At 66.3% G+C, this 17,555-nt stretch carries 19 protein-coding genes; 12 read left to right on the forward strand and 7 right to left on the reverse strand.

The window, feature by feature from the left end:
• Window positions 1-62 precede the first annotated feature (62 nt).
• Window positions 63-2,639, reverse strand: a complete 2,577-nt coding sequence (topA, locus tag LQ953_RS12365) for a type I DNA topoisomerase (protein WP_231031208.1) — start codon at window positions 2,637-2,639, stop codon at window positions 63-65.
• A 194-nt stretch (window positions 2,640-2,833) separates the two neighbouring features.
• Between topA and LQ953_RS12370 the strand changes: the two genes are divergently transcribed.
• Both LQ953_RS12370 and LQ953_RS12375 read left to right on the forward strand, forming a co-directional pair.
• Window positions 2,834-3,859, forward strand: coding sequence for an alpha/beta hydrolase (locus tag LQ953_RS12370; protein WP_231031209.1), 1,026 nt, complete (start codon window positions 2,834-2,836; stop codon window positions 3,857-3,859).
• 72 nt (window positions 3,860-3,931) lie between these two features.
• Window positions 3,932-5,455, forward strand: a complete 1,524-nt coding sequence (locus tag LQ953_RS12375) for a DUF4403 family protein (protein ID WP_231031210.1) — start codon at window positions 3,932-3,934, stop codon at window positions 5,453-5,455.
• On the opposite strand, the gene dprA is transcribed toward LQ953_RS12375, so the two are convergent.
• A complete protein-coding gene (dprA, locus tag LQ953_RS12380) occupies window positions 5,452-6,531 on the reverse strand; it encodes a DNA-processing protein DprA (protein ID WP_231031211.1) in 1,080 nt (359 codons plus the stop codon). The genes LQ953_RS12375 and dprA overlap by 4 nt on opposite strands.
• Window positions 6,524-7,096 carry a glycerol-3-phosphate 1-O-acyltransferase PlsY gene (plsY, locus tag LQ953_RS12385; RefSeq protein WP_443026577.1) on the reverse strand — a complete coding sequence of 191 codons (573 nt, stop codon included), beginning with the start codon at window positions 7,094-7,096 and terminating at the stop codon, window positions 6,524-6,526. Before plsY ends, dprA begins: the two co-directional genes overlap by 8 nt.
• 174 nt (window positions 7,097-7,270) lie before the next feature.
• Between plsY and murI the strand changes: the two genes are divergently transcribed.
• Window positions 7,271-8,068: a glutamate racemase gene (gene murI, locus LQ953_RS12390; protein WP_231031213.1), complete on the forward strand. Its 798-nt coding sequence runs from the start codon at window positions 7,271-7,273 to the stop codon at window positions 8,066-8,068.
• On the opposite strand, the gene LQ953_RS12395 is transcribed toward murI, so the two are convergent.
• On the reverse strand, window positions 8,065-8,226 hold the full coding sequence (locus tag LQ953_RS12395; protein ID WP_231031214.1) for a hypothetical protein: 162 nt from the start codon (window positions 8,224-8,226) through the stop codon (window positions 8,065-8,067). The genes murI and LQ953_RS12395 overlap by 4 nt on opposite strands.
• Window positions 8,227-8,493: 267 nt before the next feature.
• Between LQ953_RS12395 and hemA the strand changes: the two genes are divergently transcribed.
• Window positions 8,494-9,738 (forward strand): 5-aminolevulinate synthase, encoded by a 1,245-nt coding sequence (gene hemA, locus LQ953_RS12400; protein ID WP_231031215.1) that lies wholly within the window; start codon window positions 8,494-8,496, stop codon window positions 9,736-9,738.
• A complete protein-coding gene (locus LQ953_RS12405; protein WP_231031216.1) occupies window positions 9,735-10,166 on the forward strand; it encodes a DUF695 domain-containing protein in 432 nt (143 codons plus the stop codon). Before hemA ends, LQ953_RS12405 begins: the two co-directional genes overlap by 4 nt.
• 81 nt (window positions 10,167-10,247) lie before the next feature.
• Here LQ953_RS12405 and LQ953_RS12410 read toward each other — a convergent pair whose 3' ends face one another.
• Window positions 10,248-10,529 (reverse strand): hypothetical protein, encoded by a 282-nt coding sequence (locus LQ953_RS12410; protein ID WP_231031217.1) that lies wholly within the window; start codon window positions 10,527-10,529, stop codon window positions 10,248-10,250.
• A gap of 49 nt (window positions 10,530-10,578) precedes the next feature.
• Between LQ953_RS12410 and rpiB the strand changes: the two genes are divergently transcribed.
• The 5 genes from rpiB to LQ953_RS12435 all read left to right on the forward strand — a co-directional run bounded on the left by rpiB (window position 10,579) and on the right by LQ953_RS12435 (window position 13,841).
• Window positions 10,579-11,025, forward strand: coding sequence for a ribose 5-phosphate isomerase B (gene rpiB, locus LQ953_RS12415; RefSeq protein WP_231031218.1), 447 nt, complete (start codon window positions 10,579-10,581; stop codon window positions 11,023-11,025).
• Between the two features lie 2 nt (window positions 11,026-11,027).
• Window positions 11,028-12,338, forward strand: a complete 1,311-nt coding sequence (glyA, locus tag LQ953_RS12420; protein ID WP_231031219.1) for a serine hydroxymethyltransferase — start codon at window positions 11,028-11,030, stop codon at window positions 12,336-12,338.
• Entirely contained in the window at window positions 12,338-12,799 is a 462-nt protein-coding gene (gene nrdR / locus LQ953_RS12425; RefSeq protein WP_231031220.1) for a transcriptional regulator NrdR, read from the forward strand. Before glyA ends, nrdR begins: the two co-directional genes overlap by 1 nt.
• Window positions 12,796-13,530: an RNA methyltransferase gene (locus LQ953_RS12430; RefSeq protein WP_231031221.1), complete on the forward strand. Its 735-nt coding sequence runs from the start codon at window positions 12,796-12,798 to the stop codon at window positions 13,528-13,530. The genes nrdR and LQ953_RS12430 overlap by 4 nt, the downstream gene beginning before the upstream one ends.
• A gap of 68 nt (window positions 13,531-13,598) precedes the next feature.
• The gene (locus tag LQ953_RS12435) at window positions 13,599-13,841 is read left to right on the forward strand and encodes a hypothetical protein (RefSeq protein ID WP_231031222.1); all 243 of its coding nucleotides are present in this window, start codon (window positions 13,599-13,601) and stop codon (window positions 13,839-13,841) included.
• Between the two features lie 9 nt (window positions 13,842-13,850).
• On the opposite strand, the gene LQ953_RS12440 is transcribed toward LQ953_RS12435, so the two are convergent.
• Entirely contained in the window at window positions 13,851-14,159 is a 309-nt protein-coding gene (locus LQ953_RS12440) for a chorismate mutase (protein WP_231031223.1), read from the reverse strand.
• 180 nt (window positions 14,160-14,339) lie between these two features.
• Between LQ953_RS12440 and rpsD the strand changes: the two genes are divergently transcribed.
• The gene (rpsD, locus tag LQ953_RS12445) at window positions 14,340-14,954 is read left to right on the forward strand and encodes a 30S ribosomal protein S4 (RefSeq protein WP_231031224.1); all 615 of its coding nucleotides are present in this window, start codon (window positions 14,340-14,342) and stop codon (window positions 14,952-14,954) included.
• A 204-nt stretch (window positions 14,955-15,158) separates the two neighbouring features.
• On the opposite strand, the gene LQ953_RS12450 is transcribed toward rpsD, so the two are convergent.
• Window positions 15,159-15,428, reverse strand: a complete 270-nt coding sequence (locus LQ953_RS12450) for a hypothetical protein (protein ID WP_231031225.1) — start codon at window positions 15,426-15,428, stop codon at window positions 15,159-15,161.
• Window positions 15,429-15,744: 316 nt separating this feature from the next.
• Between LQ953_RS12450 and LQ953_RS12455 the strand changes: the two genes are divergently transcribed.
• Complete coding sequence (locus LQ953_RS12455) at window positions 15,745-17,379, forward strand: M28 family metallopeptidase (RefSeq protein WP_231031226.1); 1,635 nt, start codon at window positions 15,745-15,747, stop codon at window positions 17,377-17,379.
• The last annotated feature ends 176 nt before the right edge of the window (window positions 17,380-17,555 follow it).

Raw genomic sequence — 17,555 nt, forward strand, 5'->3', positions numbered from 1 at the left:
TGTCTCCGCTCGCTGAGTCCATCGAGCCTGGGCCCCGGCCTTCGCCGGGAAACCAGATCCGATTACTCCTCCGCGTCGACCTTCTTCGCCGGCGCCTTCTTCGCCGCCGGCTTCTTGGCCGCGGTCTTCGTAGCCGCCGCCTTTTTCGGCGCCGCCTTCTTCTTCGCTGGCGCCTTCTTCTTCCCCTTTGCGGGCGCTGCCGCGGCACGCGCGTCGATCAGCTGGGCGGCTTCCTCCAGCGTGAGCTGGTCCTTGTCGATCGACTTGGGCAGCGTCGCATTGGTCTCGCCATCAGTGACATAGGCGCCATAGCGACCCTCCATCAGCTTGATCTCGGCTTCGCTGCGCGGATGCTTGCCCAGCACCTTCAGTGGCTCACGGGCCGCGCCCCGTGCCGGACGGCCACCGCCAGCCGCCGCTTCGGCCAGCTTTACCACCGCCGCGTTCATGCCCGTCTCGAACACGTCCGCCGTCGTCTGCAGCCGGGCGTACTTGCCGGCATGGGCGAGATAAGGGCCGTAGCGCCCGATCGACGCCGTGATCGGCTCCCCGGTTTCGGGATGGTTGCCGATCTGGCGCGGCAGCTTGAGCAGCTTGAGCGCCCATTCCAGGTCGAGCTCGATATCCTTGGGGATCGACGCCTTGGGCGCTTCCTTGCCCTCGCCAAGCTGGATGTACGGCCCGAACCGGCCCGACTTGCGCTCGACCTGCAGCCCGGTGTCGGGATCGGTGCCGAGCACTTCGGGTCCCGAATCCTCACCCTCACCGCCCGGCTGGGCAAAGCGGCGCGTGAACTTGCACTCGGGATAATTGGAGCAGGCGATGAACGCGCCGAAGCGTCCGCCGCGCAGCGCCAGCTGGCCGTTGCCGCAATTGGGGCACAGCCGCGGGTCCGAGCCATCGGCCTTTTGCGGGAACAGATAGGGCGCCAGGAACTGGTCGAGCTCGGCGGTGATCGCCGAGGGCTGCTGCTCCATGACTTCGGCGGTACGCGGCTTGAAGTCCTTCCAGAACGCCTCAAGCACCGCCTGCCACAGCGCGCGGCCGCCCGACACATCGTCCAGCTCTTCCTCAAGCTCGGCGGTGAAGTCGTACGACACATACTTCTCGAAGAAGCGCTCCAGGAACGCGGTCAGCAGCCGGCCGCTCTCCTCGGCAAAGAAGCGGTTCTTCTCGACGCGGACATAGGCCCGGTCCTTCAGCACCTGAATGATCGAGGCATAGGTCGACGGACGGCCGATGCCGAGTTCTTCCAGCCGCTTGACCAGCGAGGCTTCGGAGAAGCGGGGCGGCGGCTGGGTGAAGTGCTGCTCGGCAGTGACGCCCTTCTTGGCCGGCGCCGCGCCTTCGCTCATCCGCGGCAGGCGGCGGCTGTCCTCGTCGCCCTCATCGTCGCGGCCTTCCTCGTACAGCGCGAGATAGCCGGGGAAGAGCACGACCTGGCCAGTGGCGCGCAGCGCGTGCTGGCCGGTGCCGTCCTGCAATTCGATCGTGGTGCGCTCCATGCGCGCCGACGCCATCTGGCTGGCAAGCGCACGCTTCCAGATCAGGTCGTAGAGCCGGGCATGATCGCCAGAGCCGACCCGATCCTTGGAGAAGTCGGTCGGGCGGATCGCCTCGTGCGCTTCCTGGGCGTTCTTGGCCTTGGTCTGATACTGGCGCGGCTTGTCGGGCACATAGCTGCCGTCATAGCGGGTCGCGACAGCCTTGCGCGCTTCCTGGATCGCGCCGCCATCCATCTGCACACCGTCCGTACGCATATAGGTGATCGCGCCGTCCTCGTAGAGGCCCTGCGCGACGCGCATGGTGTGGCTGGCCGAGAAGCCGAGCTTCCGCGCCGCCTCCTGCTGAAGCGTCGAGGTAGTGAAGGGCGGCGGCGGGTTCCGGGTGGCAGGCTTGGTCTCGACCGACACGACGGTGAAGCGGCCTTCCTCAACTGCCTTCTTGGCGGCAAGCGCGGTGCCTTCGTCGCCGATCGACAGGCGGTCGATCTTGTCGCCCTTGAACTTGACCATGCGCGCCTGGAACGGCGTGCCGTCCTGTTCCAGCTCGGCGATCACCGACCAATATTCCTGGGGTCGGAAGCTTTCGATCTCGCGCTCGCGGTCGACGATGATCCGCAGCGCCACCGACTGGACGCGCCCGGCCGACTTGGCGCCGGGCAGCTTGCGCCAGAGGACCGGCGAAAGCGTGAAGCCCACCAGATAGTCCAGCGCACGGCGCGCGCGGTACGCGTCGATCAGATGGGTGTCGAGCTCGCGCGGCGCCTTCATCGCGGCCAGGATCGCGGGCTTGGTGATCGCGTTGAACGTGACGCGCTCGACTTCCCTGGGCAGCGCCTTCTTGCCGCGCAGCACTTCCTGCACGTGCCAGCTGATCGCCTCGCCCTCGCGATCAGGGTCAGTGGCCAGGATCAGTCGGTCGGCCTTCTTGGCCTCGTCGGCGATGGCCTTCAGCTGCTTGGACTTGTCCGCATAGGTTTCCCATTCCATCGCGAACCCTTCGTCAGGGTTCACCGATCCGTCGCGCGGCGGCAGGTCGCGGACGTGACCGTAGGAAGCCAGGACGCGATAGTCCTTGCCGAGATACTTCTCGATGGTTTTCGCCTTGGCGGGCGATTCGACGATGACGAGCTGCATGGAGTTCGTAGAGGTCCTTACGTGTACGCGTACGAGAGTGGGGAGCCGGAACGCCCGCCGTCAAGGCCGCGCCACTAAGCCGGGGGCGCGGCGAAGGCCAGCCGCGTTCGGCTTTTTCCGCTAGTCTTCGGGAACGGCGGAAGAAACGGCTCGTTCTCCCGCACAATCAATACAGGTTAATTGGAGATCGATGCATGGCCCTTTTCGGCTCGGATGCGAATGAACCCGCGCGCCTGGATGACAGCATGCAGGAAGTGCTGGATGAAACGCAGAAGCTGGGCCTGACGCCGCCCTGGACATTGTCCGCCACCGACGCGCGCAATCAGCCGACGCCCGCGGACGGCGCCAAGCAGGTGATGCGCAACCGCGGCATCGATCCCGATGCCGATCTGGGCGTCGCGACCAAGGACTTCACGATCCCAGGCCCGGGCGGCGAGATCCAGGCACGGCTTTATGGCCGCAAGAACGAGACCGGCACCAAGCCTGTCGTCGTCTACTTCCACGGCGGCGGCTGGGTGATCGCCGATCTCGACGTATATGATTCGACACCCCGCGCGCTGGCGCTCGCCTCCGACTGCATCTTCGTGTCGTGCCATTACCGCCAGGCGCCCGAGCACAAATTCCCTGCCGCGCACGACGATGCTTGGGCAGCGTATAAATGGGTGGTCGAGAACGCCGCCAGCTTCGATGGCGACCCGTCCCGGATCGCCGTGATGGGCGAAAGCGCGGGCGGCAATCTCGCCGCCAATGTCTCGATCCGCGCGCGCGACGAAGGCTTCCCGCTGCCCAAGACCCAGGTCCTGGTCTATCCGGTTGCCGACAACGACACCAACAGCACCAGCTATCGCGAAAATGCCGGCGCGATGCCGCTCAACAAGCCCTTCATGGAATGGTTCGTCAGCCATGTGTTCGAGGATCAGCGCCAGACCGAGGATCCTCGGCTAAAGCTGGTATCGGCCAACCTCGCCGGCCTGCCGCCGACGATGATCATCGCGGCGCAGGTCGATCCGCTGCGCACCGAGGGCAAGATCCTGGCCGCACGGCTGGAGGCAGCGGGCGTCGAGACGAGCTACACCTGTTATGACGGCGTCACCCATGAGTTTTTCGGCATGGGCCTGGTGGTGAAGGACGCCGCCGCCGCGCAGACCAAGGTGGCGGGCCACTTGAAAAAGGAACTGCGCGTGGGGCTGCTCGGCAGGATCGCCGGCGCGCTTTCCTGATCCTGGTTAGTTACGGAACCGAAACGAGTTATCCGGCGTATCGCCTGGGGATCACTCGTTTCGGAGTCCGCATTGGCCAGCGCCCCCGCATCACCCCGCCGCTTCCACCGTCGGCGGCTATGGATCATCGGGATCGCGCTCGCCATGCTGCTCGTCGGCGTGGGCCTGATAGTGGCCATCGGCAATCACCGCGCCAACCCGCCGCCCCGCGTGACCGATCCTTTTCCGGCGCCCCATCAGCTTTCCGCTATCGCCGTGCCGCTCGACATCGATGCCGCGGTGCTTTCCCGCATGCTGGAGCGTGAGGTCCCCCGCACGCTCTGGTCGATCAACCGCCCAGTTAAGGAGTGCGTCCCGGCCGCTCGCGTGAAGCTGCTCGGCGCCAACCTCAAGGTCACGCCCGCGCTCGGTTGCACGGTGGTCGGCACCGTCACGCGCGCGCCGATCCGCCTGCGCGGCGTGGGCGAGGAGATCATCGCCGACATTCCCATTCACGCGCGGATCAGCGCGCGTGACGTGGGCGGCGTGCTGGCGGGCGAAACCGCGACCGGGTCGGCAATGGCGCATGCCCGTATCCGGCTGGCCTTGCAGAACGACTGGAGCGTACGCGCGGTCGTTCGCCTCGCCTATGACTGGACCGACGCACCGGGCATCGAGTTTCTCGGCCAGCGGATCACCTTCACCGACCAGGCCGATGCCAGGCTCCAGCCGATCGTGCGCAACCTGGAACGCACCTTGCCGGCCGAAGTCGCCAAGCTCAACATCCGCACCCGTGTGGCCGAAGCCTGGGCACAGAGCTTCACGTCGCTCCAGCTCAACGCGCAGAACCCGCCGGTGTGGATGCGGATCACGCCGCAACGGCTGCGCTATGGCGGGTATCGCTTTTCGGGCAACACGCTGCGGCTGCGGCTAGGCATGGACGCGCTGACCGAAACCTTTGTCGGCCCGCGTCCGGAGGACCCGGACGCGATCCCGCTGCCGCCGCTTTCGCGCACAACCGGGGGCGAACAATTGCGCTTCTTCATTCCCGTGATCGCGGACTATGCGCAGCTGGAGCCGGTGATCCTGAGAGCTTTGGTGAAACGATCGCGCCGCGCCTTCGACGTGCCCGGGATCGGCCCGGTCACGGCTCGGTTCGACAAGGTAACGGCTTATGCCACCGCCGGCGGGCGGATCGCGCTCGGGATCACCCTGGCAGCGCGGGCGGAGGGAGACCGTGAGGACACAAACGGCCTGGTGTGGGTCACTGCGCTGCCGGTCAATGCCGCGAACTCGCAGCGTGTCGGCTTCACCCAACTGGCAGTGGATGGCGACACCGACGGCATTGGCGGCGATCTGCTGGTGCGGCTCGTGAACACGCCGGGCGTGTCACGCGCAGTAGCGGATTCGCTGACTCAGAACTTCACCGACGATTTCCGCGAACTGATCGGCAAGGTGCAGCGCGCGATCGTGGAAAAGAGCGCGGGCGATTTCGTGATCCGCGCTGAGATCGGCCAAGTGCGCACCGGCGTGCTGAAGGCCGGCGGCCCGGGGCTGTACCTGCCCGTCTGGGCGGACGGGTCGGCGCGTGTGACCTATGTGCCCAACGCCCGCTAGCGCAGGCTGACCCGCGCCCCGGCGTGACGGTCCAGCCGTCCAGCGAGCTCGAGTTCCAAGAGCACGGTCTGCACTGCCGCCGGTGCCCGCCCTGACTGGCGGACAAGCTCGTCCACCGACACCGGCACCGGGCCCAGCAGCGCCTCGACCGCCCGCCGTTCGCTGTCGGAGGCGTCCTGCGGCGGCGCACCGGCAAAGCCGCCGCCGGGCGCGCGAACCGCACGCGCGTCGATGGGGTGGATCGTCTCCAATATGTCGTCCACACTCTGGATCAGCGTGGCGCCCTCACGGATCAGCAAATTGCACCCCTGCGCGCGCGGATCCAGCGGTGAGCCGGGTACCGCCATCACGTCGCGGCCCGCCTCTGCCGCGAGCCGCGCGGTGATCAGCGAGCCCGACCGCGGTGCGGCTTCCACCACCACCGTACCCTGCGAAAGCCCGGCGATGATGCGGTTGCGCGAGGGGAAGAAGCGCGCGAGCGGCTCGGTGCCCGGCGGCTGCTCCGCGACCAGCAGGCCTTCGCGCGCGACCTGTTCCTGAAGCTCGGCGTTTTCGGGCGGAAAGGCGATGTCGATGCCGCTCGCGATTACCCCCACCGTGCCGCCGCCGATCGCGCCGCGATGCGCCGCGGTGTCGATGCCGCGCGCGAGGCCGGACACCACCGTAACGCCGGCCTCCCCGAGCCGGAACGCCAGTTCGCGGGCGAAGCGGCACGCGGCTGCCGAGGCGTTGCGCGCGCCGACCATCGCGACACAGCTGCGCTGCACGAGCGCCAGGTCGCCACGCACGATCAGCGCGGGCGGCGCGCTCTCCGTTTCGGCGAGCAGCTGGGGATAGTCGGGATCGTCGAGGAACAGGTATCGCGCACCAAGCCGCTCGACCGCCGCAATCTCGCGCGTGATGCGCGCGGCATCGGCAAGCACCGGGGCCCTGCCCCCGCCCCGCGCGGCGAGCATAGGGATAGCGTCCAGCGCAGCCTCGGCACTGCCGAAGCGCGCGATCAACTGGCGATAGGTGACCGGGCCGATATTGCCCGAGCGCAGCAGCCTGAGGCGCGGCGCCCGGGGATCAGCCACGCTTCTTCCCGATGCGCGGCTCGGTCCCGCTCAGCAGGCGGTCGATATTGTCACGGTGCTTCCACAGCACGATCAGCGCGAGCCCCAGCAACAGCAACACCAGGTCGATGCGCCCCCAGAACGCGGCGCTGACCGGCGCGCTCACCGCCGCCGCCATGCCGGCCAGCGAGGAGATGCGCAGCGCGCCGAGCAGGCCAAGCCACACCGCCGCATACACGAGCCCCGAGGGCCAGTGCAGCGCAACCACGATCCCCATCAGCGTCGCCACGCCCTTGCCGCCGCGGAACTTCAGCCACACCGGATAGCAATGCCCCAGAAACGCGGCCATGCCGGCGATCGGGCCGGTGCCGGGAAACAGCGCGTCCGCCAGCAGCACGGCGGCAGCACCCTTGCCCAGGTCGAGCAGCAGCGTCGCGGCCGCCAGCCCCTTGCGTCCGGTACGCAGCACATTGGTTGCGCCGATATTGCCCGAACCGATGCTGCGCAGGTCACCCGCGCCGAACCAGCGCGTCAGCAGCACCCCGAACGGGATCGATCCGAGCAGATAGCCCAGCACGATCATCATCGCCGGTGCGGCCCAAGGTGTTTGCGTGAACAAGCTATCCCCCATCGTGCCGGAACATAGTCGATACGCACGGTTGCGCAATGACATGCCGCACGAGCCGCGGGACCTGCCCGCCGGAGGGCGCAAGCGACCGCCTCGATTGACGCGCGCAGGACGCAGGGCCATCTGCGCCGCATGGCCGACACCCGCCCGATCCTGTTCTTCGATTCTGGCGTTGGAGGATTGTCGGTGCTGGAACCGACTGCGCGGCTGCTGCCGCACGCGCCTTTGGTCTATGTTGCCGATTCCGCTGGCTTCCCCTATGGCACGCGCAGCGAAGCGGAGATCGCCGCGCGCGTCCCCGCGTTGCTCGGGCGACTGGCGGAGCGCTACGATCCGCGGCTGATCGTAATCGCGTGCAACACCGCCTCCACCATCGCGCTCCAGCATGTCCGCGCCGCGCTCGACGTGCCGATCGTCGGCACGGTGCCCGCGATCAAGCCCGCCGCCGAGCAGAGCCGCACCCGCGTGATCGGCGTGCTGGGCACCGAGGCAACCGTCCGCCAGCCCTATGTCGACGATCTCGCGCAGCGCTTTGCCGGCGACTGCACAGTGCTGCGCTATGGATCGGCAGCCTTGGTGGCGCTTGCGGAGGCCGCGTTGGGCGGCGAGGCGCCCGATCTCGCCGCGCTACGCGGGGAACTGGACGGGCTGTTCGCGCAACCCGGCGGTGACCGGCTCGACACGATCGTCAACGCCTGCACGCATTTCCCGCTGTTGGAAGATGCGCTCGCCGCCGCTGCGCCACACCCGGTGGCATTTGTCGACGGCGGGCCGGGTATCGCCCGCAGAGTGCGCCACTTGACCGAGGGTCAGGCCTGGCCCGATCAGCCTTTACCGGGGCGCGCCGTGTTCACTCAACGCACCGCCCGCACGGACGCCCTCGCGCCTGCGCTCGCCCGCTATGGTCTGACCAGCATCGAGTCGCTTTAGGCGGCGGTCCGCAGGACCACCAGGTTCTGCAGCATGGCCGCGTAACACTCGGCCATTTCAAGATGCGCCTGCCGCGCAGCCACGCTCGTCGCACGCTCGGCTCTCAGCCGTTCGTCGCGTTCGCGGCGCGTGTAATAGTCGAAGTCGTGACTGTTCATGGCGACGCTCCTATCCAGGCGGGAGCACAACGTCTCTCGGCTGCAAACTCGCTTGATGCAGTGATTCGCTTACGAGGAACTTTGATACCACAGCCAGCAGATCGAGTCCTGATCCGCATCAACTTTTAATCACTATGGCGCAACTTTGCTCACCTTTGGAAATATTGCAGAACCGCGACATCGCGTGCGCAATCGATCACAGCATCCGTAATTCCCACATGCGCAGGCACTGGAAAAACACGCAATTGAGCGGTAGGAACCCGCTCCATGCAGAGCACAGACAGCGCCGCGCCAGCCGTCGACTATTCGCGGGTTTTCAACCAGGCGATCGACAGACTTCATGCCGAAGGGCGCTACCGGGTGTTTATCGACATCCTGCGCAACAAGGGCATGTTCCCGAACGCGCGCTGTTTTGCCGGCCATAACGGCCCCAAGCCGATCACCGTCTGGTGCTCGAACGATTACCTGGCGATGGGGCAGCACCCCAAGGTTGTCGCGGCGATGGAGGAAGCGCTGCACGACGTCGGCGCGGGCTCGGGAGGCACCCGCAACATCGGCGGCAACACCCATTACCATATCGAGCTGGAGCATGAGCTCGCCGACCTTCATGGCAAGGAAGGCGCGCTGCTGTTCACCAGCGGCTATGTCTCGAACGAGGCGACGCTCTCCACGCTCGCCAAGATCATGCCCGGCTGCATCATCTATTCGGACGAGCTGAACCACGCCTCGATGATCGCCGGCATCCGCAATGCGGGCTGCGAAAAGCGGGTGTTCCGCCACAATGACCTGGCGCACCTGGAAGAGCTGCTGGCCGGCGACGATCCGAGCGTGCCCAAGCTGATCGCGTTCGAGAGCGTCTATTCGATGGACGCCGACATCGCGCCGATCGCCGAGATCTGCGACCTGGCCGACAAGTACAACGCGCTGACCTATCTCGACGAGGTCCATGCCGTGGGCATGTACGGCGCGCGCGGCGGCGGCATTTCCGAACGCGACGGCGTGGCCGACCGGCTGACCATCATCGAAGGCACACTGGGCAAGGCGTTCGGCGTGATGGGCGGGTACATCACCGCCGACCAGGTCATCATCGACGTGATCCGCAGCTATGCGCCGGGCTTCATCTTCACCACCTCGCTCTCGCCGGTGCTGGTTGCCGGCGCGCTGGCCAGCGTGAAGCATCTGAAAGGCTCGACCGACGAGCGTGAGGGGCAGCAGGCTGCCGCGGCACGGCTCAAGGCGCTGATGGCGGAAGCCGGGCTGCCGGTGATGCCTTCGACCACGCACATCGTGCCGTTGATGGTGGGCGATCCGGTCAAGGCCAAGAAGATCAGCGACGTGCTGCTCGCCGAATATGGCGTGTACGTTCAGCCGATCAATTACCCCACCGTTCCGCGCGGCAGCGAGCGGCTGCGCTTCACCCCCGGGCCCGCGCACAGCGAAGCGATGATGCGCGAGCTGGTCGATGCGCTAGTCGAGATCTGGGGCCGGTTGGAACTGCGCCGGGCAGCATGAGCGACGGCGGCCCTGATGCCGATGGCTGGCTGTTCCTGACCAGCGCGGCGGGCGAAACTCCGGTCGTAGTGCGGGTACGTGCCCGGCCGCCGAGCGATGCCGAGCGCGAGGAGAACCCCAATCTGGTGGTGATTCGCTGGCCGTTCGACGGCGAGGACGGCGCCTTCCCCGACGAAGACCTGCTCACCGACATGGCCGCGTTCGAAGAACAGCTCTTCGCCGCCATGGATCATGACGGCTGGGGCACCGGGGTTGCTGTCCTTACCGCCAGCGGCGCGCGGGAATGGCGCATCTACACGCAGGACTTCGAGCGCTTTCAGGACGGGCTCAACGAAGCCCTGGTCGGCGCGGCGCCCTATCCGCTCGAGTTCGCAACCTTCGAGGATCCCGACTGGACCGCGTACACCGAACTGACGCCTGACGCCTGACGCCGCGTAAGGGCGCCAGCCGGACCGATGTCGTGCAGACGGCTGCCGCGGAGTGGCCAAGCCGCTCCGCAAGCTGCCGGATCAGCGGGTCTCGTTTTCCACTGCGTCGCCGACGCGGTCGGCACGCTGGCCTACGTCGTCCGCGGCATTGCCGATTTCGTCGCCTGCATCGTCGGCCACGTTGCTGATCGCGGCACCGGCATCGGCCGCGGCATTCTCCGCCACGTCGCTGGCGTCCGAAGCGACATTGCCGATCGCGTCGCCGGCCTGTTCCAGCGAGTTCTGCAGATTGTCGTCGGACGACTGCGAGCATGCCCCCAGGATCAGCAGCGCGGGGGCGAGGGCGAAAATCTGTCTGCGCATCTATCTCTCCAACTAGCCATGACGGCCACTCCGGCGTAGGAGCGCGCGCATGTCGCGCCGCATCGCTATCGCCTCGGATCATGCCGCCTTTGCCATGAAGGCAGAACTCGCAGAATGGTTGCGTAATGAAGGGTGGCTGGTGGCCGATCTTGGTCCCGCCAACGCCGACAGCGTCGATTATCCCGATTATGGCTACCGCATGGCCAGCGCGGTCGCCTCTGGCGAGGCGGATTTCGGTATCGCGTTGTGCGGATCGGGCATCGGCATCTCGATCGCCGTGAACCGCAATCCTGCTGCCCGCTGCGCCCTGGTGTCGGAGCCACTGTCCGCGTCGCTCGCCCGTCAGCACAACGACGCCAATGTCATCGCGCTTGGTGCGCGCCTGATCGGCGTCGAAATGGCCAAGGCCTGCATCTCCGCTTTCCTGTCCACCGACTTTCTCGGCGACCGCCACCAGCGCCGCGTCGAGAAGCTGAGCAACCCGCAAGGAGCCTGACCATGAGCACCAACCCGCAAACGGCAGGGCTCCAGCCCGATGGTTTCTTCACCAAGACGCTCGCCGATGTCGACCCGGCGGTCTTTGCCGGCGTCCACCACGAGCTTGAGCGCGAGCAGTACCAGATCGAGCTGATCGCCAGCGAGAACATCGTCTCCAAGGCCGTGCTCGAAGCGCAGGGCAGCGTCTTCACCAACAAGTACGCCGAAGGCTATCCGGGCAAGCGCTATTATCAGGGCTGCCACCCGTCCGACGAAGTCGAGAGCCTTGCGATCGACCGCGCGAAGCAGCTGTTCGGCTGCGGCTTCGTGAACGTTCAGCCCCATTCGGGCGCGCAGGCGAACGGCGCAGTGATGCTGGCGCTGGCCAAGCCCGGCGACACGATCCTCGGCCTCAGCCTCGATGCCGGCGGCCACCTGACCCACGGCGCGCGCGCGGCGATGAGTGGCAAGTGGTTCAACGCAGTCCAGTACGGCGTGCGCGAGGAAGACCATCTGATCGACTTCGACCAGGTCGAGGCGCTCGCCAAGGAGCATAGCCCCAAGATCCTGATCGCGGGCGGCTCGGCCTATCCGCGCCACATCGACTTTGCCCGCTTCCGTGCGATTGCGGACGAAGTCGGCGCGATCTTCATGGTCGACATGGCGCACTTCGCCGGCCTGGTCGCGGGCGGCGTGCACCCCTCGCCCTTCGGCCACGCGCATGTGGTGACCACCACCACCCACAAGACGCTCCGCGGCCCTCGCGGCGGCATGATCATGACCGATGACGAGGCGATCGCGAAGAAGATCAACTCGGCGGTCTTCCCCGGTCTTCAGGGCGGCCCGCTGATGCACGTGATCGCCGCCAAGGCAGTCGCGTTCGGCGAAGCGCTCCAGCCCGACTTCAAGAGCTACGCCGCCGCGGTGGTCGAGAACGCCAAGGTGCTGGCAGCGACGCTCAAGGAGCGCGGCGCCAACCTGGTCTCCGGCGGCACCGACACGCACCTGGCACTGGTCGACCTCACCCCGCTGGGCGTCACCGGCCGCGACGCGGACGAGGCGCTCGAGCGTGCCGGCATCACCTGCAACAAGAACGGCATCCCCAACGATCCGCTGCCGCCGGTCAAGACCAGCGGCATCCGCGTCGGCTCGCCGGCCGGCACCACCCGCGGCTTCGGCACGGGCGAGTTCCGCGAGATCGGCAATCTGGTCGCCGACGTGCTCGACGGTCTGCGCAACAAGGGCGAAGCCGGCGACGCCGCAGTGGAAGCCGACGTCAAGGCCCGCGTCCGCGCGCTGTGCGAGCGCTTCCCCATCTATCCGGGGATGTAATGCGCTGCCCGTTCTGCGCCAATGAAGACAGCCAGGTAAAGGACAGCCGCCCCACCGAAGACGGGGCGGCCATCCGCCGGCGGCGCCAGTGCGAGGCCTGCGCCGCGCGCTTCACCACGTTCGAACGCATCCAGCTGCGCGACCTGACCGTGCTCAAGAGCGGCGAGCGGCGCGAACCGTTCGAGCGTGACAAGCTGCTGCGCTCGGTCGCCACTGCCTGCCGCAAGCGCCCCATCGCTGCGGTGCAGATCGAGAAGCTGGTGTCCGGCATCCAGCGCCAGCTCGAGACGCTGGGCGACACCGACATCCCCTCCCAGCGCATCGGCGAAATGGTGATGGACGGATTGAAGGGCCTGGACTCGGTCGCCTATATCCGCTTCGCCAGCGTGTATAAGGACTTCCGCGAAGCCAAGGACTTCGAGGAGTTCGCCGGCAGCGTCAACGAAGTCGCCAAGCCATGAACCCGGTCATCGTCCTCGTCCGCCCGCAACTGGGCGAGAATATTGGCAAGGCCGCGCGCGCCATGCTGAACTTCGGCCTTGTCGAGATGCGGCTGGTCAGCCCCCGCGACGGCTGGCCCAACCCCAGCGCCGGCCCGGCAGCCAGCGGCGCCGACATCGTGCTGGAAAAGGCGCAGGTGTTCGAAACCGTCGCCGATGCGGTGGCCGACTGCGCGCATGTCTATGCCACTACGGTACGCAAGCGCGGCATCACCAAGCCGGTGGTTACGCCCGAAGTCGCCGCAGGCGACATCCGCGCGGCGCAGGGCCGTGCGGCGATCCTGTTCGGTCCGGAACGCTCAGGCCTCGAAACCGACGACGTCGCGCTCGCCCGCACGATCATCACCGTGCCGATCAACCCGGAATTCGGCTCGCTCAACCTCGCCCAGGCCGTGATCCTGGTCGCCTATGAATGGTCCAAGGGCGCCGCACTCGAAAGCCCACCCGCCGTCGACCTCGACCCGCCGGCTCCCCAGGAGGAACTGGAGGGCATGATCGAGCAGCTCGACGCGATGCTGGCGGACAGCGGCTATTACTTCCCCCCCGATCGCACCCCGACCACCCGCCGCACGCTGCGCACCATGCTAACCAAGCCGGGCTGGTCGAGCCAGGAAATGCGGACCTTCCGCGGCGTGCTCTCAGCCCTTAACGGCCGCAAGCAACATCGTAGCAACGGTGACAAACAAGGCTGATTAGCTCTTCCACGCCAAGGCAGATGGGATATGCTCATCGTGTCGTCAGACTTGAGGGAAGTCTCCAGATGCGTAGCCTTGTACTTGTCGCGCTTTTAACTGCCACTCTGCCTGCTGCGGCACAGGAAAAGCCGCAGTCTTCCGATACAGCGGCAAAGGCGGAGAAAAAGGTCTGCCGCAATATGGCGAACACCGGTTCGCGCCTGCAGAAGCGCGAATGCCATACCGCATCAGAATGGACGGCGATCGAGGCGCGGAATGCCGAGGAAAATCTACTCGCCCGCAGTCAACGGCAGAATGGCCGGCTCTAAAGCCTAGCGTTACCGGGCGCTGCGATCGAAGCGGTCCATTTCGTACGCGATCGATGCCTCCACCAGGCACTCCCACATTTCTGCCACGGCATTGTCTGGGATCCCAGCCTCGCCCGCGTGGCGAACCGCGTTTGCAATCACCTCTGCCTTGCGCGCGTCGTCACGAACCATGCCGCGCTCCGGCTTGATCCGCGCCGCCGCCTCCATGTAGCCGAAGCGGCGCTTGAGCAGCGCGATCAGTTCGCGGTCGACCGCGTCCACCCCGGCGCGAACTTCGGTCATCGTCTGGCAGGCTTGGGGATCGCGGATGTCGTGCATCGGCGCTCCATGGCGTCCCCCACCAGCGCTGTCCAGCTTGACTCACAGCACCTCCACCGGTAACGGCCACCGCTTCGCAATGGCCCTGCACCCCGGTGAAGCGGTGGCCCTGCCCTCCTTGTGAGACCAGCAGGCGAAACCGGGAACAACGTCGTTAGCATTTGCAATCAAGGATAGAACATGTCGAAGCGCCATAGCGCCAAGCACAAGCTCGACCGTCGTCTCGGCGAGAACATCTGGGGCCGTCCCAAGAGCCCGGTCAACAAGCGCGAATACGGCCCCGGCCAGCACGGCCAGCGCCGCAAGGGCAAGATGTCGGACTTCGGCATCCAGCTGCGCGCCAAGCAGAAGCTCAAGGGCTATTACGGCGACATCACCGAAAAGCAGTTCAAGAAGACCTATGAAGAGGCATCGCGCCTGAAGGGCGACACCGGTCAGAACCTGATCGGCCTGCTCGAGCAGCGTCTCGACATGATCGTCTACCGCGCCAAGTTCGCGCCGACGATCTGGTCGGCCCGCCAGCTGGTCAACCACGGCCACGTCCAGGTCGATGGCGAGAAGTGCAACATCGGTTCGCGCCGCATCAAGCCGGGCCAGACTGTGTCGCTGAGCGGCAAGGCGCAGGAAATGGCGCTGGTGCTCGAAGCACAGGCCCTGTCCGAGCGTGACATCCCCGAATATGTCGCACCCGACGGCGCATCGAAGATCACCTTCAACCGCGTGCCGACCCTCGATGAGGTTCCCTACCCGGTGAAGATGGAGCCGAACCTGGTCGTCGAGTTCTACTCGCGCTAAGTCCAAGCTTCAGCCGAAACACGAGAAGGGCGGTCCCGCGGGGCCGCCCTTTTTGTTTGCCCCGCCGCGGGCAGGCCAGAGTAGCCGGGCAAGGCATGGCTCCGGGCCCGCAGCTGCAACGAAAAAGGGCGCCCGCAATAGCGGACGCCCCTCCAGTTCAGGCTGCCTACGTGCGAACAGCCCGATCTGTCCGCTGAAGCGGTATCAGATGCCGTTCGACAGGTTGGTGTCGGCGTCATTGGTCCGCATGTCTTCGGCCTGGTTGTCGCCCATCGCGCGGACGGCGTCAGCCTGGTTGTCGAGGCTGCTCTCGGCGCCGGTGCCTGCGGCGTTGTCGGCGGCGGCTTCGAGATTCTCTGCCGCTGCTTCGGCATTCGCTTCGATGTTGTCGGCAGCCTGCTCACGCGGGCTGTTGTTGCAAGCGGAGAGCGCCAGCGAGCCGACCAGTGCGGCGACAGCGAAAATCTTCTTCATGGTGCATCACCCTTTATGTTTGATAGCGGAAGCGTTCGTAGGGGCGGCGGTGGCATCAATCAACCTTTGTTAAGGTGGCGTGACACGAGCCCAGCGCTTGTGGGGAACTGGCTGGGAAGGAATGGCGACCGCCACAATTGCGGTCCTTCTGCTCGATCCTGCCCGGCCAGGGAGGTGTCGCCAAAGGCGACAAGGGATGTAAGCCACGCCCACTCCGCCGCGGCGCCGCGATTCGCTAGCGCGCCCGATCAAGAGGCTTCCTAGGCGCTTCCACCACTGGCAGACTGCCCCTCCATCCTTCTTGTCAGGAGCCCGCATGCGCCTCGCCGTTTCCGCCCTAGCCCTTCTGCTCGCCGGCACCGCCGCCTCGGCGCAGACCGCGCCGGCCCTGTCGCTCGACACGCTCAAGACCGTCACCAAGACGCTCTCGTCCGACGAGTTCGAGGGCCGCGCCCCCGCCACCGCGGGCGAAGACAAGACCGTCCGCTACCTGGTCGAGCGTTTCCAGAAGGCGGGACTGAAGCCCGGCAACAAGGGCAGCTGGGTCCAGGACGTGCCGCTGGTCGAGATCACCGGCAGCAACGTGCAGCCGCTCACCTTCACTGGCGGCAAGACCCCAGTAAGCCTGGCCTACCGCAAGGACATGGTCGTCGCGACCTATCAGGTGACACCGCGCACGCAGGTCGCGAATAGCGACGTTGTGTTCGTCGGCTACGGCATCAATGCGCCCGAGCGCGGCTGGAACGATTATGCCGGGGTGGACGTGAAGGGGAAGACAGTCGTCATCCTGATCAACGATCCCGATTGGCAGACGCAGGGTTTGGAGGGCACCTTCGGCGGCCGCGCCATGACTTATTACGGCCGCTGGACCTACAAATATGAGGAAGCCGCCCGCCAGGGCGCGGCCGCGGCGATCATCGTCCATGATACCGAACCGGCCGCCTATGGCTGGGGCGTCGTCCAGTCGAGCTGGACCGGCCCGCAGCTGGAACAGGACACGCCGGGCAATCACATGGACCAGTCCAAGGCGATCGGATGGATTCAGCTGGACGCTGCCAAGGCGCTCTTCGCCAGCGCGGGCAAGGATTATGCGAGCATGGCCGAAGCGGCGAAGCGCAAGGGCTTCAAGGCCGTGCCGCTGGGCGTGAAGGCGTCGGTCAGCTTCGACAATGCGATCCGCCGCCAGGCATCGAAGAACGTGGTCGGCATCCTGCCAGGCAGCGAGCGCCCCGACGAAGTGGTGCTCTATTCCGCGCATTGGGATCATCTCGGCCGCTGCGACGCCGTAAACGGCGACGACATCTGCAACGGCGCGCTCGACAATGCGTCGGGCACCGCGGGTCTGGTTGCGCTGGCGGAGGCGCAGGTGAAAGCGGGCGCGGCCAAGCGATCCATGGCGTTCCTGGCGGTGACGGGTGAGGAATCCGGTCTGCTTGGCTCCAAATTCTACGCCGAAAACCCGATCTTTCCGCTCAACAAGACCGTGGGCGGCGTCAACATGGACGGGGTCAACATCATCGGCCGCACCAAGGATTTCGTGCTGATTGGCGTAGGCAAGTCCGAGCTGGAGGACATGGTGAAGCCGATCGTCGCGGCGCAGGACCGCGTGATCGTGCCTGAACCGACGCCGGAAAAGGGCTTCTACTATCGCTCCGACCATTTCAGCATGGCGAAGCTGGGTGTGCCGATGCTCTATGGCGAAAGCGGCGAAGATCTGCGCGTGGGCGGCAAGGAAGCCGGCCACAGGGCGTCCGAAGACTATATCGAGCATCGCTACCACAAGCCGCAGGACGAATATTCAGACAGCTGGAACTGGGACGGCGCGGTGGAGGATCTCGGCATCTTCTACACCCTCGGCCGCCAGCTGGCGGAAGGCAGCACCTGGCCAAACTGGTACCCCACCGCCGAATTCCGCGCCATCCGCGACAAGAGCCGGGCCGGGGTGAAGTAAGCTTAAATCCTCCCCGGTACGGGGAGGGGGACCAGCGAAGCTGGTGGAGGGGGTAGTCTCCACAGGCGATGTCCCATGAGGCGAATACCCCTCCACCACCAGCTAGCGCTGGCGGTCCCCCTCCCCCTCCGGGGGAGGATCTAAGATGCCGCCGATCAGCGCTCTCTTGAACGTTA

The organism is Sphingomonas sp. IC-56 (assembly GCF_021043375.1).
GTDB lineage: Bacteria > Pseudomonadota > Alphaproteobacteria > Sphingomonadales > Sphingomonadaceae > Sphingomonas.

Excerpts from the sequence above, each read along its gene's own strand:
- glyA (WP_231031219.1), top strand. The coding sequence starts at position 11,028 with ATGAGCACCAACCCGCAAACGGCAGGGCTCCAGCCCGATGGTTTCTTC.
- rpiB (WP_231031218.1), top strand. The coding sequence starts at position 10,579 with ATGTCGCGCCGCATCGCTATCGCCTCGGATCATGCCGCCTTTGCCATG.
- LQ953_RS12455 (WP_231031226.1), top strand. The coding sequence starts at position 15,745 with ATGCGCCTCGCCGTTTCCGCCCTAGCCCTTCTGCTCGCCGGCACCGCC.
- rpsD (WP_231031224.1), top strand. The coding sequence starts at position 14,340 with ATGTCGAAGCGCCATAGCGCCAAGCACAAGCTCGACCGTCGTCTCGGC.
- hemA (WP_231031215.1), top strand. The coding sequence starts at position 8,494 with ATGCAGAGCACAGACAGCGCCGCGCCAGCCGTCGACTATTCGCGGGTT.
- plsY (WP_443026577.1), bottom strand. The coding sequence starts at position 7,096 with ATGATGATCGTGCTGGGCTATCTGCTCGGATCGATCCCGTTCGGGGTG.
- LQ953_RS12370 (WP_231031209.1), top strand. The coding sequence starts at position 2,834 with ATGGCCCTTTTCGGCTCGGATGCGAATGAACCCGCGCGCCTGGATGAC.
- LQ953_RS12405 (WP_231031216.1), top strand. The coding sequence starts at position 9,735 with ATGAGCGACGGCGGCCCTGATGCCGATGGCTGGCTGTTCCTGACCAGC.
- nrdR (WP_231031220.1), top strand. The coding sequence starts at position 12,338 with ATGCGCTGCCCGTTCTGCGCCAATGAAGACAGCCAGGTAAAGGACAGC.
- LQ953_RS12435 (WP_231031222.1), top strand. The coding sequence starts at position 13,599 with ATGCGTAGCCTTGTACTTGTCGCGCTTTTAACTGCCACTCTGCCTGCT.
- LQ953_RS12410 (WP_231031217.1), bottom strand. The coding sequence starts at position 10,529 with ATGCGCAGACAGATTTTCGCCCTCGCCCCCGCGCTGCTGATCCTGGGG.
- murI (WP_231031213.1), top strand. The coding sequence starts at position 7,271 with ATGGCCGACACCCGCCCGATCCTGTTCTTCGATTCTGGCGTTGGAGGA.
- LQ953_RS12430 (WP_231031221.1), top strand. The coding sequence starts at position 12,796 with ATGAACCCGGTCATCGTCCTCGTCCGCCCGCAACTGGGCGAGAATATT.
- LQ953_RS12450 (WP_231031225.1), bottom strand. The coding sequence starts at position 15,428 with ATGAAGAAGATTTTCGCTGTCGCCGCACTGGTCGGCTCGCTGGCGCTC.
- topA (WP_231031208.1), bottom strand. The coding sequence starts at position 2,639 with ATGCAGCTCGTCATCGTCGAATCGCCCGCCAAGGCGAAAACCATCGAG.
- LQ953_RS12395 (WP_231031214.1), bottom strand. The coding sequence starts at position 8,226 with ATGAACAGTCACGACTTCGACTATTACACGCGCCGCGAACGCGACGAA.
- LQ953_RS12440 (WP_231031223.1), bottom strand. The coding sequence starts at position 14,159 with ATGCACGACATCCGCGATCCCCAAGCCTGCCAGACGATGACCGAAGTT.